The 15,966-nt window shown below is 76.0% G+C and carries 8 protein-coding genes and 1 pseudogene; 7 read left to right on the forward strand and 2 right to left on the reverse strand.

Translation table 11 applies throughout. The annotated features are described in order from the left end of the window. Positions 1-82: 82 nt before the first annotated feature. Complete coding sequence (locus tag OP86_RS30185; RefSeq protein WP_051831003.1) at positions 83-544, reverse strand: YwqJ-related putative deaminase; 462 nt, start codon at positions 542-544, stop codon at positions 83-85. A gap of 538 nt (positions 545-1,082) precedes the next feature. Between OP86_RS30185 and OP86_RS30190 the strand changes: the two genes are divergently transcribed. From OP86_RS30190 to mfd, 4 genes are all read left to right on the forward strand, one after another. Continuing rightward, a complete protein-coding gene (locus OP86_RS30190) occupies positions 1,083-2,084 on the forward strand; it encodes an HNH endonuclease (RefSeq protein WP_030062643.1) in 1,002 nt (333 codons plus the stop codon). 82 nt (positions 2,085-2,166) lie between these two features. Further along, the gene (locus OP86_RS30195) at positions 2,167-5,043 is read left to right on the forward strand and encodes an SUKH-4 family immunity protein (protein WP_033334033.1); all 2,877 of its coding nucleotides are present in this window, start codon (positions 2,167-2,169) and stop codon (positions 5,041-5,043) included. Between the two features lie 267 nt (positions 5,044-5,310). Beyond that, entirely contained in the window at positions 5,311-6,696 is a 1,386-nt protein-coding gene (locus OP86_RS34125) for a coiled-coil domain-containing protein (protein WP_051831005.1), read from the forward strand. A gap of 605 nt (positions 6,697-7,301) precedes the next feature. Next, positions 7,302-10,931: a transcription-repair coupling factor gene (mfd, locus tag OP86_RS30205; RefSeq protein WP_030261001.1), complete on the forward strand. Its 3,630-nt coding sequence runs from the start codon at positions 7,302-7,304 to the stop codon at positions 10,929-10,931. Between the two features lie 177 nt (positions 10,932-11,108). Here the strand turns inward: mfd and OP86_RS38920 are convergent, their stop codons facing one another. Beyond that, entirely contained in the window at positions 11,109-11,747 is a 639-nt protein-coding gene (locus tag OP86_RS38920) for a DUF4352 domain-containing protein (RefSeq protein WP_030062028.1), read from the reverse strand. Positions 11,748-11,954: 207 nt separating this feature from the next. Between OP86_RS38920 and OP86_RS30215 the strand changes: the two genes are divergently transcribed. The 3 genes and pseudogenes from OP86_RS30215 to OP86_RS30225 all read left to right on the forward strand — a co-directional run. After that, positions 11,955-14,120 (forward strand): N-6 DNA methylase, encoded by a 2,166-nt coding sequence (locus OP86_RS30215; RefSeq protein WP_030261004.1) that lies wholly within the window; start codon positions 11,955-11,957, stop codon positions 14,118-14,120. A 176-nt stretch (positions 14,121-14,296) separates the two neighbouring features. Then, positions 14,297-14,974 carry a hypothetical protein gene (locus OP86_RS30220; protein WP_030062030.1) on the forward strand — a complete coding sequence of 226 codons (678 nt, stop codon included), beginning with the start codon at positions 14,297-14,299 and terminating at the stop codon, positions 14,972-14,974. After that, positions 14,971-15,942: pseudogene (locus OP86_RS30225) on the forward strand (serine/threonine-protein kinase); the annotation flags it as partial. The gene OP86_RS30220 and the pseudogene OP86_RS30225, both read left to right, overlap by 4 nt. Between the last annotated feature and the right edge of the window lie 24 nt (positions 15,943-15,966).

Consider the following 15,966-nt stretch of genomic DNA (forward strand, 5'->3'; position numbering starts at 1 on the left):
GGGCTGGGCGGGTTCAGGGCGGACTCCAGGGCTCGGGGACAGGGGGACGGACCGGGGGCGGGCCGGGCCGGCGCTCGGCCGGTCAGCGCGCGGGCGGCCCGACGGCGACGCTCTGCACGGTGAAGTGCTCCAGCATCGGGGCGCAGGAGCGGCACGGCGGGGCGTGGGTGCCGTGCGCCGGATCGCCCTCCTCGCGGATCCGTACGGTCGTCATCCGGGAGCCCTTGAGCGCCTTGCGGGCCTCGTGCAGGGTCATCGGCTTGCGGGCGGCGCGCTTGGAGCGCCGGCCGTCGACCGTCGTCAGGTACTGGGAGAGCAGGACGGCCTCCGGGCAGCGGCCGGTGAACCGCTCGCGGGCCTCCGTCGGCAGGGCGTCCAGGAAGTCCGTGACCAGGCCGTGCAGCACCGGGCGACGGGCGTCCTTGTCGCCCGCCAGGGTGTGCACCTCGCCGCCCTTGAGCGACAGCGCGGCGGCGACGGCGGGCAGCAGGCTGTCGCGGTGGTGGCGCAGCACTGGTGGGTCCGCCGGCTCACCGGTGGTCATCCGTCGTCCTCCTCCTCGTTACCCGGCGTCGGCCGGAGTGGCCCGGCCGGTCCTGGGCAAGCCTGTCAAACGACACCGACATCCGTACAACCGGGGTGCGGGCGTGGCGGATACCGGGCGGACCGACCGGACGGAGCGGCCGGGCGCCACCCGGGCGCCACCCGGGCGCCAACCGATGCTGGCCGAATGCGCGCCCGCTCGTCATGACTTGTCCACTGATTTACCGAAACCGCCCCCGGGTCGCGGCCGCGGCCGGTACCGTCCCGGCAGCGAGCCGCCGGGACGGGGCAGGCCGCCGGGGCAGTGGTGGCGGGGCCGACTCCGGTGCCCGCGACGGACGTTGAGGCCACCGGGACGGGCCCGCCGCCCGCCGCCCGCCGGCGGGCGGCGGTGAGGTGCGGGGCCTGTGCGGGGCCTGTGCAGGGGCTCTCCCGGGGCTCTCCCGAAGGGTTCTCCCCAGGACCGGGGGTTGAACACAGGCCCTAGGCTGGTGCCCAGCAAGCACCGAGTATTTGCAGCAGCCAGTGGGGGCTCCCAGATGACGACAGGTCGGCCCGGCGTCGCCGCCGCACCGAACGCGGCGTACGCAGGCCAGGTGGTGCAGTTCCCGGACCCGGTCCGCGCGGAGCGGCACCCCGCCGGGGTCAGCGTGGACGAGTACGGCTACCCGGACTTCGGTCCCTACGCCGCCGCCGCGGCCGAGGTCGCCGACCCGCCGGAGGGCTTCGGCGTGGACGAACTGCGGCTGACCGACTACGTCTCGGCCAACGCCGCGCTCTACACCCAGGGCCACCCGCTCTGGGCCGACCTGGAGACCGCGGTCGCCACCCCGCCCGGCTGGACCTGGCACCACGCGGTCGGCCGGGCCGCCCCCGGCTGGCGGCGGATGGAACTCGTCCCGGTCGAGGTCAAGGCCCTGCTGCGGCACCACGGCGGCCTGGCCACGTCCTCCGCCGACCACACCCGCCGTGGCACCCGCCCGCTGCAGGAGCGCCGGCCCGTCCACTTCTCGCTGGCCCGGGACGGCGGCGACCCGATCGGCGTCCCCGAGGACCTGGTGCAGCGCGCCGAGGAGCGCCTCGGCTACCGGCTGCCCGGCGCCTACCGCACCTTCCTCAAGCTGGGCGGCGGCCGCGCCCCGGTCGGGGTGGCCCTGGACACCGAACTCGGCCTGCTGCTCGATCAGCCGTTCCTGACCCTCAGCGAGGAGTACGGCACCGAGGACGTCGTGTACGCCAACAAGTGCCTGCGCGACCACCTCACCAAGGACTACCTGGGCATCGCCTACGCGCAGGGCGGCCTCGTCGCGCTCAAGGTGCGCGGCGACCGGGCCGGCTCGGTCTGGTTCCACCTGTACGACGACGCCCGCGACTCCGGCGGCCCGGAGGCCCCGGAGGACCGCTGCGCCCGGCTGCTGCTGCCCTGCGGCGAGGACTTCGACGCCTTCCTGCTGCGGCTGGCGGGCAGCCCGCCGGAGCTGGAGACGGTCGCGGAGCTGATGGTGGACGGCGGGTTCGCCCGGGCCGTCCCGGTGGGCTGATGCGCGCGGCGGTGGTGCCGGTGGGCGCGGTGGTGCTGGTGGAACGGGGGACGACGAGGATGCGGACAGGGGTGAACCGGGCGTGGTGACGTACGCGCAGGCGCAGGAGCTCGCCGAGGAGTGGATCAACGGCGGTGTGCCGCGCGCGCAGCAGCGCGAGGTGCGGGTCCGGGAGTTCGACCTGGGCTTCGTCTGCTGGGCGGTGGCGCCCGGGGACGGGGCCGCCGGTCCTGGCGGCGTTCCCGGCGGTGGCCCGGGCGGCGGTGCGGAGGGTTCGAGCGGCTCGGGTGAGGCGCGGCTGGTGATCGCCCGCGACTCGGGGGCCAGCACGCTCTGGCCGGCGCTGCCCGTCAACGAGGTGGTCCGGCAGTACGAGGAGGTCTACGGGCGGCCGGTCGCGGCCAACCCTGCCGGGGCGGCGAAGCCCGCGCCGGGGCCGGTGGAGGCGACCTCCTTCCTGCTCAGCCCGCCGCAGTGGCTGCAGGAGGCGGGGGCCGCGGCGATCGCGGCGGAGGCGGAGCGGCTGGGGGGCGGCTCGGCCGGCCCGCAGGCCGCCGCGCCCGACTCGGCGCTCGCGCCGACCGAGGAGTTGCCCGGCCCGGCGGCGCTCGCGCCGACCGAGGAGTTGCCCGGCCCGGCGGCGCTCGCGGCCACCGAGGAGCTGCCCGGCCCGGCGGCGCTCGCGGCCACCGAGGAGCTGCCCGGCCGCGCGGCGCCCGCGGCCGCGGTGCTGACCGAGCCGCCGGTGTCCGACCGGCCCGCCGGGGACGCGCCGACGATGCTCGCCCCGCCGCCGAGCCAGGACGGGCCGTTCGTCGTGCCACCGCAGCCGCAGCCGCAGCCGCAGCCGCAGGCCGCCGTGCCGCTGCCGCCGCCGGCCGCGCCCGTCGCGCCCGCTGTGCCTCCGGTCGGTGCCGAGGCGGCGACCGTGCTGATGCCCGAGGGTCTGCGGACCAGCGGCGCGGACCTGCCCGACGCGCCCGCGCCGGTCGGTGCCGAGGCCGCGACCATGCTGATGCCGCCGGGCAGCGGCGGGTACGGCATGCCCCCGGTCCCGCCGTCCGCCGTCCCACCCGTGGCGGCCCAGCCCCCGTTCGCACCGCCGGCCGCACCGCCGGCCCAGGCTCCCGTGCCCGGCCCGGCCGTCGAGCCGGCGCCGACGCTGCTCGCACCGCCGGACGCCATGCCCGGGCTGATGGGCCTGCCCGGCGCTCCGGCGACGCCGCCCGGTGCGCCGGTGGAGCACGCGCCGACGATGCTGGCCCCGCCCGGTGGCGTGCCCGGTCTCGGCGGTCTGCCGGGCGCTCCGGCGACGCCGCCCGGTGCGCCGGTGGAGCACGCGCCGACGATGCTGGCCCCGCCCGGCGGAGTACCCGGCCTCGGCGGCCTGCCCGGCGCCCCCGCCACCCCGGCCGCGGAGCCGCCCGCCGCCGGTGCGCCGCAGGGCGGGCTCGGCCGTGCTCCGGCTTCGGCTCCGCCGCCGCCCCCGCCGGCCGCGCTGCGCGGCGGCCCGGCCGGTTCGCCCGGCGCGGGCGCCGCCCCGGCCGGGTTGGGCCGCAACGCCGGCTCCGCCCCGCCGCCGCCCCCGCCCGCCGGGCTGAAGCACACCGCGGGCACCGGCACGCCGTCCGGCGCCCCCGGTGGCCGCGGAGCCGGGTCGGCCCCGCCGCCCCCGCCCCCGGCGGGCCTGCGCGGCGCCGAGGCGCCCGCCCCCCAGGGCACGCCGTCCGGCGGCACGCCCGCGGCCGGGTCGGCGTACGAGGCGACGCAGCTGGCGAGCGCGATCGACCCGGCGCTGCTGGGCGGCCCGGCGGACCCCGGCACCCCGCCGTCCGGCGGCCCCGCCGTTCCGCCGCCGCCCGGCGGTCCGGCGGCCCCCGCGGCGCCCGCGGCCGGCTACGGCTACCCGAACGCGGGCGGCGCCGCCGGGGTCGTCCCCCCGGCGGCGGTGACCGGTTCGCCGCAGCCCGCGCCGGTGCCCCCCGGGGTGCCCGCGGTCGGCCCGGGCTACTTCGCCGCGCTCAGCTACCGGGGCCCGGACGGCTCGGAGCAGAAGCTGCTGCACCGCAGCGAGCCCGGCACCCCGCACCCGGAGTGGAAGATCCTGCAGGACCTGCGCCGGCTCAACGTGCCGCCGGAGCAGGTGCTGGAGCTCTACACCGAGCTGGAGTCCTGCGATCTGCCGGGCGGCTACTGCAACCGCATGATCGCCGCGTCCTGGCCGAACGTGCGGCTCACCCACACCGCCCCGTACGGCCGTGACCACGCATCCCGGCAGGCCGGGATGGCCGAGCTGCTGGACCACCTGGACGAGCTGCACCAGCTGGCCTCCGGTGCCCAGCGGGTCCGCCCGTTCCGGGTGCCGCCGCCCGCGCCCGGGACGGTCCAGGCGCTGCCGCCGCTCCCGCCGCAGCAGCTCGCCCAGGAGGTCGGCGCCGCCTTCGGGCAGAACCTGTTCCGCTACGAGCAGCGCGCCGTCTCCCGCCAGGGCGTGCCGGAGCCGGTGTCCCAGACCCTGATGTGGGCCGGGCTGCCGCGTGACTTCGGGCCGTTCTTCTGGGCGCAGGCGCAGGAGGGCCGTCCGATCCCGACGCTCGCCGAGCTGGCCGCCGAGCGCGGCCTGGCCGGCGGCCCGGACTTCGGCGGCTACCTGGTGCTGGGCAACGACTACGGCCGGCAGCTGTGCGTCCAGTACGGCACCGCGAACGTGGTCGCCGTGGACATCGATGGAACCGCCCAGCCGCCCCGGTTCGTCAACAGCGGTGTACCGGAGTTCGTCCGCGCGCTGGCCCTGCTGGGCCGGATGTGGCGGCTGCGGTACGGGCTGACGCCGGACCAGGCCGGTCGCTGGACGACCGACTTCCAGGCCCAGCTCGCCGCGATCGACCCGGCGGCCCTGCAGAACGCGGACACCTGGTGGGCCGTGCTGCTGGAGCAGTTCTGGGACGGTCTGCTGTAGCGGACCGTCGTGGATCCTCGCAGGTGAGGAGGGGTCGTTCCGGTGTCCGGGACGGCCCCTCCGGTGTGCCGCCGTGGCTGTGCCTCGTTGGGGTTTCGCCCAGATCTGCGCAAAATAGGTCAAGAGGATGGGGCTAGTCGTCCGGTCCTCGACGTATTCAGGTCCGTACGACGGCCGAATCCGGCCCCCGGCTCCGAACCGGTTCCGGATCCGGCCGTTCCGTCCGATCATGGGCTCCGCAGCCCGCGAGAACGAGGGGAAGAGCCCATGAGCGACGCCGTCCCCCAGCACGGCTTCACCCAGGCCCGGCGTGGTTACGCGCCCGATCAGGTCGAGCGGGCCCTCGCCGCGCTCACCGCGCAGCGCGACGAGGCGTGGGAACGGTTGAGCGTCCTCGGCGCCGGGATCCGGCAGATGGAGGCCCGGCTGGACGACATCCGCCGGGCCGCCGAGGAGGCCCCGGAACCCGACTACGAGGTGCTCAGCGAGCAGGCCGCAGGACTGGCCACGATGGCCCAGAACGAGGCGCGCGCCGTCCGGGAGAAGGCCGAGCGCTTCTCCGAGGACCTGCGGGACGAGGTCTACGACGCCGGGCAGGAGCTCGGCCGGGCCGCCAAGGACTACGCCACCACCACCCGTACCGAGGCCGACGCGGCCGCCCGCCGTACCGACGAGCGCACCCGCGCCGAGGCCGAGGGCATCCGAGCCGAGTGCGACCGCGAGAGCCGCACCGCCCGGGACACCGCCACCGCCTACGCGGCCAAGGTGCGGGTGGCCGCCGCCGAGGCCGGCGAGCAGGCCGAGGCCGAGCTGGCCGCCCGGCGCCGCCAGGCCGACGAGACCTTCGCCGCGGCCCAGGCCGAGGCCGACGCCGAGGACGCCGAGGTCTCGACGACCGCCGAGCGCCGGGTCAAGGAGGCCGAGCAGCACCGGGAGACCGTGCTGAGCCGGATCAAGCAGCTGGAGACGGACGCCCAGGCCAAGGCGGACCAGCTGGTCGAGCAGGCCCGCCGGGAGGCCGAGAAGATCAACACGGCGAGCGAGCAGGAGCAGAGCGAGTTCGACACCCGGCTGGAGACGGTGCAGCAGCACCTGGACCACATCAAGGCCACGCTGGCCTCCCTCACGGGGGCGGCGGTCGGCCAGATCGAGCCCGAGCTGGCGGCGGCGGCGGCGGCCGCCGCGGCTCCGGTTCCGGCTCCGGCCCAGGCCCCGGCTCCGGCGGACGCGGCTCTGACGGACGCGGCTCCGGCGGACGCGGTCGTCGACGCGGTGCCGGTGGACTCGGAGGCGGACACCGGGGAGATCCCGCTGCCGAAGCTGCGGAAGGCCTCGGCGCCGGTCGCGGCTTCGGCTGGGGCCGGGGTTGTGGGTGAGAAGGCGGCGGTGCCGCGGACGCCGGTGGTCGGCGGCGGCGCCGCCAAGGCGCCCGCCGGGCCCGTGGTGACCGGCCCGGTCGCCCCGGCCGCGGTCCCGCCGAAGCCGGTTTCCCCGCCCGAGCCCGTGACCGGGACCGGGACCGGCACGGCGGGCGACGTCGAGGGGGAGCCGGGGACGCCGGCGGACGAGACCCGGATCATCCCGAAGATCATCATCGTGGACGACGGCGCCGACTACGCGACCCCCAACACCGTGAGCTACCGCCGCCGCTAGCTGGTAGCTCCCGGCGCGGCTCCGCGCGCGGACCGGGCGGTGCGGTCGTCCGGAAGCGGGCGGGCCGGCGGTCGGAGAAGGAAGCCCGGAGAACGAAGGAGGCCGAGACCCGTGGCGCCCTCCAGGAAAGGGCGCCACGGTTCCCGGCGCTTGGGCGGGCGCCCCCACCCAGGGTCGCCCGGCCTCGCACCTCCGACCCCCATCGGGGGTGCGACAGTGCCGCTGCAGCCATCCCCCACGGTTGGGTGCGGCGGGCACGTTCACCATGGTGCGCGATCTCCATGGACGGCCAGTGACAGGAGTATGTCCAGTTCGTGGCGGATGGCTGTGCCCCGGCCCGGGGTGGCGCCGGGCTGGTTCGTCCACCGGCGGTCCGGTGCTCCGTCCAGTGGTTCGTTCCCGGTCATGTCCCCGTCAGCAGCGGGGGCGTGGGAGGCGGTTCGTCCCCGCCCGGCCCCGCCGGGGCCGTACGCCGCGTGCGGGTCCCTGCCGCGGCGTAGGCTGGAGACCCCCGGCCGCTCGGCGCGCCGGGCCGTTCGCGTTGCCCTGGCGGGCCTTCGCCGCCCGGGGGCAGCACCAGCCACGGGACGAAGAAGAGACCCCAGATGAGTCTGACCGGACTGCTCGATGTCGTCGCCCGGGACGCGGCGCTCGCCGAGGCGATCGAGGCGGCCACCGCCACCGGAGCCGCGGCCGGCGGCCGCCGCCACCTGGACCTGGTCGGACCGCCCGCCGCCCGGCCGTTCGCGATCGCCGCGCTGGCCCGGGCGCTCGCCGGGCAGTCCGCCGGGGAGCGCGGCCGTCCGGTGCTCGCGGTCACCGCGACCGGCCGGGAGGCCGAGGACCTGGCCGCCTCGCTGCGCTCGCTGCTGCCCGCCGACGCGGTCGCCGAGTTCCCGGCCTGGGAGACCCTGCCGCACGAGCGGCTGTCGCCCCGCTCGGACACCGTCGGCCGCCGACTGGCCGTACTGCGCCGGATCGTACACCCGCGGGCGGACGACCCGGCGGCCGGGCCGGTGCAGGTGATCGTCGCGCCGGTCCGCTCGGTGCTGCAGCCGCAGGTCAAGGGGCTGGCCGAGCTGGAGCCGGTGGCGGTCCAGCGGGGTGAGTCGCACGACCTGGACCAGGTGGCCCGCCGGCTCGCCGCGGCCGCCTACGCGCGCGTTGAACTGGTCGAGAAGCGCGGCGAGTTCGCCGTTCGCGGCGGAATCCTGGACGTCTTCCCGCCGACCGAGGAGCACCCGCTGCGGGTGGAGTTCTGGGGCGACGAGGTCGAGGAGATCCGGTACTTCAAGGTCGCCGACCAGCGCTCGCTGGAGATCGCCGAACACGGCCTGTGGGCGCCGCCCTGCCGGGAGCTGCTGCTCACCGACGAGGTGCGGGCGCGGGCCGCCGAGCTGTCCGCCGAGCACCCCGGGCTGGCCGAGATCCTGGACCGGATCGCCGAGGGCATCGCGGTCGAGGGCATGGAGTCGCTGGCGCCCGTCCTGGTCGACGACATGGAGCTGCTGGTCGACGTCCTGCCGCTCGGCTCGGTCACGGTGGTCTGCGACCCCGAGCGGGTCCGCACCCGCGCCGCCGACCTGGTGGCGACCAGTCAGGAGTTCCTGCACGCCTCCTGGGTCGCGGCCGCCGCGGGCGGGGACCGGCCGATCGACCTGGAGACCATCGACGTCTCCGCCGCCTCGCTGCGCTCGCTCGCCGAGGTGCGCGAGCACGCCGACGAGATCGGGCTGCCCTGGTGGTCCGTCAGCCCCTTCGCGACCAGCGAGTCGATGGTCGACGGCATCCTTGAGTTCGACGCCAACACGCTGACCCTCGGCATGCACGCCGTCGAGGCCTACCGGGGCGACACCGCCCGGGCGATCGCCGACGCCAAGGAGCGGCTGGCCGCCGACTGGCGGGTCGTCATGGTGACCGAGGGCCACGGGCCGGCCTCCCGGCTCGCCGAGGTGCTGGGCAACGAGGGCATCCCGGCCCGGCTGGTCGCCGACCTCGCCGAGGCGCCCACCCGGGACGTCGTGTACGTCTCCTGCGGCTCGATCGAGCACGGCTTCGTGGACGAGCGGCTCAAGCTCACCGTCATCACCGAGACCGACCTCTCCGGCCAGCGGTCCTCCACCAAGGACATGCGCCGGATGCCGTCCCGGCGCCGCAACGCGATCGACCCGCTGGCCCTGGCGACCGGTGACTTCGTGGTGCACGAGGCGCACGGCGTCGGCCGGTACGTCGAGATGGTGCAGCGCACCGTCCAGGGCGCCACCCGCGAGTACCTGGTGCTGGAGTACGCCCCGGCCAAGCGCGGCCACCCCGGCGACCGGCTGTTCGTGCCGACCGACCAGCTCGACCAGGTCACCAAGTACGTCGGCGGCGAGGCCCCGACGCTGCACCGGCTCGGCGGCGCGGACTGGGCGAAGACCAAGCAGCGGGCCAAGAAGGCGGTCAAGGAGATCGCCGCCGACCTGATCAAGCTGTACTCGGCGCGGATGGCCGCCCCCGGCCACACGTTCGGCCCGGACACCCCGTGGCAGCGCGAGCTGGAGGACGCCTTCCCGTACGCGGAGACCCCGGACCAGCTGACCACCATTGCCGAGGTCAAGTCCGACATGGAGAAGTCCGTCCCGATGGACCGGCTGATCTGCGGCGACGTCGGCTACGGCAAGACCGAGATCGCCGTGCGCGCCGCGTTCAAGGCGGTGCAGGACGGCAAGCAGGTGGCGGTGCTGGTGCCGACCACGCTGCTGGTGCAGCAGCACTTCTCGACCTTCGCCGAGCGGTACGCCAACTTCCCGGTGACGGTGAAGGCGCTGTCCCGCTTCCAGACCGACAGCGAGGCCAAGGCCGTCCTGGAGGGGCTGTTCGAGGGCTCGGTGGACGTCGTCATCGGCACCCACCGGCTGTTCTCCTCCGAGACGAGGTTCAAGGACCTCGGCCTGGTCATCGTCGACGAGGAGCAGCGCTTCGGCGTCGAGCACAAGGAGCAGCTGAAGAAGCTGCGCGCCAACGTGGACGTGCTCACGATGTCCGCGACCCCGATCCCGCGCACCCTGGAGATGGCGGTCACCGGCATCCGCGAGATGTCCACCATCACCACCCCGCCGGAGGAGCGGCACCCGGTGCTGACCTTCGTCGGACCGTACGACGAGAAGCAGATCTCGGCCGCGATCCGGCGTGAACTCCTGCGCGAGGGCCAGGTGTTCTACATCCACAACCGGGTGGAGTCGATCGACAAGGCCGCCGCCCGGCTGAAGGACCTGGTGCCCGAGGCGCGGATCGCCACCGCGCACGGGCAGATGGGGGAGACCCAGCTGGAGAAGGTCGTCGTCGACTTCTGGGAGAAGGAGTTCGACGTCCTGGTGTCGACCACGATCGTGGAGTCCGGCATCGACATCTCCAACGCCAACACCCTGATCGTCGAGCGCGGCGACACCTTCGGCCTCTCCCAGCTGCACCAGCTGCGCGGCCGGGTCGGGCGCGGCCGCGAGCGCGGCTACGCGTACATGCTGTACCCGCCGGAGAAGCCGCTCACCGAGACCGCGCACGAGCGCCTGGCCACCATCGCCCAGCACACCGAGATGGGCGCCGGCATGTACGTCGCGATGAAGGACCTGGAGATCCGCGGCGCGGGCAACCTGCTCGGCGGCGAGCAGTCCGGGCACATCGCGGGCGTCGGCTTCGACCTCTACATGCGGATGGTCGGCGAGGCGGTGGCCGAGTTCCGCGAGTCGCTGGCGGGCGGCGGGGAACCGGAGGAGGAGCCGCTGGAGGTGAAGATCGAGCTGCCGGTCGACGCCCACGTGCCGCACGACTACGCGCCCGGCGAGCGGCTGCGACTGCAGGCGTACCGCTCGATCGCGGCGGTCAACTCGGAAGCGGACATCACGCAGGTCCGGGACGAACTCGTGGACCGCTACGGCAAGCTGCCCGAGCCGGTGGAGAACCTGCTGCTGGTCGCGGCGCTGCGGCTGTACGCCCGGCAGTGCGGCATCGCGGACATCACCCTGCAGGGCGCCAACGTGCGCTTCGGGCCGGTGGAGCTGCGCGAGTCCCAGCAGCTGCGGCTGAACCGGCTGTACCCGCGCAGCCAGGTCAAGGCGGCGGCCCAGCAGCTGCTGGTGCCGCGCCCGAGCACCGGGCGGATCGGCGGCAAGCCGCTGGTCGGCCGGGAACTGCTGGGCTGGTGCAGCGAGTTCCTGTCGGCCATGTTCGACGACCTGGCGGGGGCGAAGAAGTAGCACCGGCCCCGGTGGTGCACGGCGGTCTCGGGCTCTGCCCGGGGCCGCCGTTCTGCTGTGTACGGGCGGGTGCGGCTGGGGGTGTGCCCGGAGTGCGGCCGGGTGTGCCCGGCATGCGGCCGGGGTGGGGCCGGGGTGGGGCCGGGTGTGCCCGGGGTGCGGCCGTGTACGGAGGCGTCAGCCGATCTTCCACTGGCCGACCTGGTTGGAGAAGCCGTTGTCCAGGGCGAACTGGACCTTGTCGAGCTTGGCGTCGGACGGCACCTCGAAGGTGACGAAGCCCTTGCCGCTCTCGCCGGGGGCGATGTTGGTGGGGGTCTGGAAGGCCGGGCCGGCCTTGGTCTCGGCGAGGCTCGGGCCGTACGCCTGGCCCTGGGTGTCCACCACCTTGGCGCTGCCCCAGGGGGCCTCGCTGTAGGCCTGGGTGCCGGTGGCCTTGATCTGGAACTGCACGGCGACGTAGCGCTTGCCGGCCTCGGGGGTGAGGTACTCGTTGGCGCTCTGGGCCGGGTCGACCACCTTCACGGCGGTGACGTCGGCGGTGTTGGCCTTGTCCATGCCCTTGAGCGCGATGGTGTCGCCGACCTTGGCGGGGGCCTTGGGGGCGTCGGCGGGCTTGGTCTCGGCGGGCTTGGCGGCGCCCGAGGCTCCGGCGGTGGCGGCCGCGGTCTGCTTCGCCTCGGTCGAGACGGAGGCGCCGCCGGTGGAGTTGCACGCCGTCGCGCCGAGGGCGACCAGCGTGGCGCCCAGCAGCAGGGCGGCGGTGCGGCGGGTGGCGGTGCGACGGACGGCGGTGCGACGGGCGTTCGCGGACATGGGGTGTCTCCCGGTGATCGGTGGTCGTTCCCTGTGTCACCCCGTTCGGTGGCGACGGAGAGATCACACCACTCGGCCGTGAACCATGTCAATGGGATTTCACAAAAGACCTCTGTTCACATGTGAACTCGGATCGGAAGGTGCATCGCTATGCTGTGCGGTCACAACGACCCGCTGTGCGGTCACAGCCCCACCGAAGGAGCCCCCGTGCCGGACCGCCCCGAAGTGACCGCCGTCGAGATCGCCCGCCTGGCCGGCGTCGGCCGGGCCGCGGTCAGCAACTGGCGCCGCCGCCACCCCGACTTCCCCCGCCCGGCCGGCGGCACCGACGCCAGCCCGACCTTCGCGCTCGCCGAGGTCGAGAGCTGGCTGCGCGCCCAGGGCAAGATCGCCGAACTCCCGCTGCTGGAGCGGGCCTGGCAGCTCGTCGACACCCTCCGCGACCCGGCCGGCCACCCCGCCGCCCCGCTGGTCGAGGCGGGAGCCCTGCTCCTGCTGCTGCACCGCGCGCCCGCGCGCTGGGCCGAACTCGCAGACCAGCCCGACACCCGGCTCGCCCTCGCCCTCCCCCGGGCCGTGTCCGACACCACCGTTCACACCTTCGGCCCGGACGGTGCCCGCCTCCTCGGCCTGCCGGGCCTGCTCGGCAGCACCCAGCTGGACCTGGCCCGGCTGCTCGCCGCGCTCGCCGCCGACGCCGGACCGGCCGGCGCGTACGAGCAGCTGCTCACCCGCCACGCCGAGGCCAACACCCGGCAGCTCAGCCCCACCCCGCCGGAGGCCGCCGACCTGCTCGCCGCCGTCGCCGGTGTCCCCGCAACCGTGCTGGACCCGGCCGTCGGCCTCGGCGCCGTCCTGCTGGCCCACCCGCCGACCACCGGCCGCTACGGCCAGGACGCCGACCCGGTCGCCGCCGCCCTCACCGGGCTCCGGCTCGCCCTGCACACCCCGGCCGACGAGCCCGGGCCGCTCCCGCTCGATCTGCGCACCGGCGACGCCCTGCGGTCCGACGGCTACCCCGGTGACACCTTCGAGGCCGTGCTCTGCCAGCCCCCCTACAACGAACGGGATTGGGGCCACGACGAGTTGCAGTTCGACGCCCGCTGGCCCGGCGGGCTCGTCCCGCCCCGCGGCGAGTCCGAACTCGCCTGGGTGCTGCACTGCCTCGCCCACACCCGCCCCGGCGGCCTCGCCGCCCTCCTGCTCCCGCCGACCGTCGCCGCCCGCCGGGCCGGCCGCCGCGTCCGCGCCGAACTGCTCCGCTCCGGCGCGCTGCGCGCCGTCATCGCGCTGCCCGCCGGCGCCGCCCCGCCGTACGGCGTCCCCCTGCACCTGTGGGTGCTGCGCGCCCCCCAACCGGGGGACGACTTCCGCCAGGTGCTGCTGCTCGACGCCGGGGCGGCGCCCTCCGCCGGCACCGCGGGGGCGCAGGCCCCCGAAGGCGGCCGGGACAAGGTGGACTGGCCCGCCCTGCGCCGTACCGTCCTGGACGCCTGGCGCGGCTTCGACCTGGCCGCCCGCGAGGGCCGGCCGGTACCCGCCGACCGCCCCGGTGTCCACCGGACCGTCGCCGCCATCGACCTGCTCGACGACGAGACCGACCTCTCCCCGGCCCGTCACGTCCCGCCCGCCGCCCCGCTCGGCGGCGCGGCCGAACTCTCCCACCTCGGCGGCCGGTTGAGCGAGCTCCTGGCCGCCCTGGCCGACCCGGCCACGTTGCTGCCGCAGTCCGGCGGTGAGCCCGCCGCCGGGCCCGCCACGGTGCCGGCCACCGCCTCCGCCGGCGTGGTCACCATCGGCGAACTGGTCCGCGGCGGTGCGCTGGAGGTCTACTCCTCCGGGGCCGGCGCCGCCACCCGCCCGTCCGCCGGGGGAGCGGGCGGCACCCCCGTCGTCACCGACCAGGACCTCGCCGCCGGTACCGCCCCCAGTGCCGTCCTCGCGGCCGGGACCGGCCCGGCCGGGGACGTCCGCACCCGCCCCGGCGACGTCCTCGTCCCCGCCCTCGGCGGCGGCACCGCCCGGGTCGTCCCCGCCGAGGGGCCGCTGGTCGGCGTCGCCCTAGGCCGCCAACTCCACCTGCTGCGGCCCGACCCGGCCGCCCTCGACCCCGAGTTCCTGGCCGGCCACTTCCGCTCCACCGCCGGTACCCGGCGCGCCGCCAGCCACGCCACCACCACCGCCCGCCTCGACATCCGCCGGGTCGAGCTGCCCCGCCTCCCGCTCCCGGCCCAGCACAGGCTCGGCGTCGCCTTCGCCCGCCTCGCCGCCTTCGACACCGCCCTGAGCCAGGCCGCCGCCCTCGGTCGCACCCTCGTGCAGGCGGCCACGGACGGGCTGGCGACGGGCACCCTGGCGCCGCCCGCCGAGTGAGATGACGGCGGCTCAGCGTCGGCCCGGCGCCCGGCCGGTAGCGGGGCGGTACCGGCGCGATACCGATGCGGCACCGAGCGGACGGAAGGCCTCCGGGCCCACCGGGCCGGGCGGTACGGTGTGCTGAACCGCTCGCACCGCCACCGGTGCCGGTCCTCACCAGCTCAGGAGCGCGCATGTCAGGGCAGTACCCCGGGCAGTTCGGACCGCCGCCCGGCGGCACGCCGTACGGGCCGGGCGCGGGGCCGGGCGTGGTGGCCGCCCCGGCGCCGATACCCGGACGGTTCGGGGTGCCCGCCCGGGTGCTGTGCGCGCTGGCCCCGCTGCTGTCCGTCGGTCTGCTCGGGGTCGTCCCCTCGCTGCTGCTGGCCGTCCGGCGCAGGCGGGTCTACGACATCGTCGGGGCGGCGGTGTTCTGCGGGCTGCTGCTGACCCTCTTCGTCTCGGCCGGGATCGCGGGCAGCATCAAGGCCCCGACCGCCGACGCCACCGGTCAGATCGCCCTGATCGTGCTGTGGTTCGCGCCGACGGTGCACTTCCTGGTGATGGACAGCCGCGCGGTCTGGCAGTCCGGGCGCCCCGCGCCGCAGGCCGCGCCGCCGTACGCCGCGCCGTACGCCTCGCCGTACGGGGCGCCGGGCGCCGCGCCGTACGCGGTGACCATGCCCGGGTACGGGGCTCCCGCGCCGACGGCCGATGCGGTGCTCAGCGAGCTCACTGCGCCTGTCGTGCCCGCCGCACCTGCGGCACCCGCTGCACCCGCCGCACCCGCCGCCCCGGCTCCCGGGACCGCCCACGACCTGCGCGAACTCGGCGAACTGCTGCGCCGTCAGGCCCGCGAGGACCGTCCGTGACCGTCACCCGGCTGATCGCCGGCCGCTACCGACTCACCGAGAAGATCGGCCACGGCGGCATGGGCCAGGTCTGGGCCGGCCAGGACGAACGCCTGCACCGCCCCGTCGCGGTCAAGCTCCTCCGCCCCGAGCACCTGCTCCCCGGCGGCTCCGCCGGCTCCGGCCCCGACGGCGAACGAAGCCGACACGGAGACGAGTTGCGCCGCCGCTTCCTGCGCGAGTGCCGGGTCACGGCCGCGCTCGACCACCCCGGACTGGTCACCGTCTTCGACGCCGGCGAGGACGAGGGCGAGCTCTACCTCGTGATGCAGCGCATCCCCGGCGTCAGCCTGGCCGACCTCATCGCCGAGGACGCGCCCTTCCCCATCGAGCGCGCGGTGGCCGTCGCCGCCCAGCTCTGCACCGCGCTGGCCGCCGTCCACGCCGTCCCGGTCGTCCACCGCGACCTCAAACCCAGCAACGTCATGGTCCGCGAGGACGGCCGCACCGTCCTGCTCGACCTCGGCATCGCCACCGCCCTCGACACCGAGACCACCCGGCTCACCCTCACCGGCGTACCCGTCGGCAGCCCCTCCTACATGGCCCCCGAACAAGCCCTCGCCGCCACCACCGACCCGCGCAGCGACCTCTACGCGCTCGGCTGCCTGCTGCACGAGATGCTCGCCGGCGAGGAACCGTTCCGGGCGCCCACCGCGCTCGGCGTCCTGCGCCGACACGTCGACGAACCGCCCGTCCCGCTACGGGAGTTGCGCCCCGAAGTGCCGCCGCCGCTGGAGCGGCTCGTCCTCGACCTGCTCGCCAAGCAGCCCGCCGACCGCCCCGCCGACGCCCAGACGGTGCACGCGCGGCTGCTCCCGCTGCTGCCCCCGGCCGAAGGCACCCCGCAACCCCGCTACACCCCGCTGCCGGACCCCGCCCGGCCGTACCGCTACCCGCACCAGCCGCAGCCCGCCGCCGCGGCCCCACCCCTGTCTCTTATACACATCTGACGC

The organism is Streptomyces novaecaesareae (assembly GCF_000716875.1).
GTDB lineage: Bacteria > Actinomycetota > Actinomycetes > Streptomycetales > Streptomycetaceae > Kitasatospora > Kitasatospora novaecaesareae.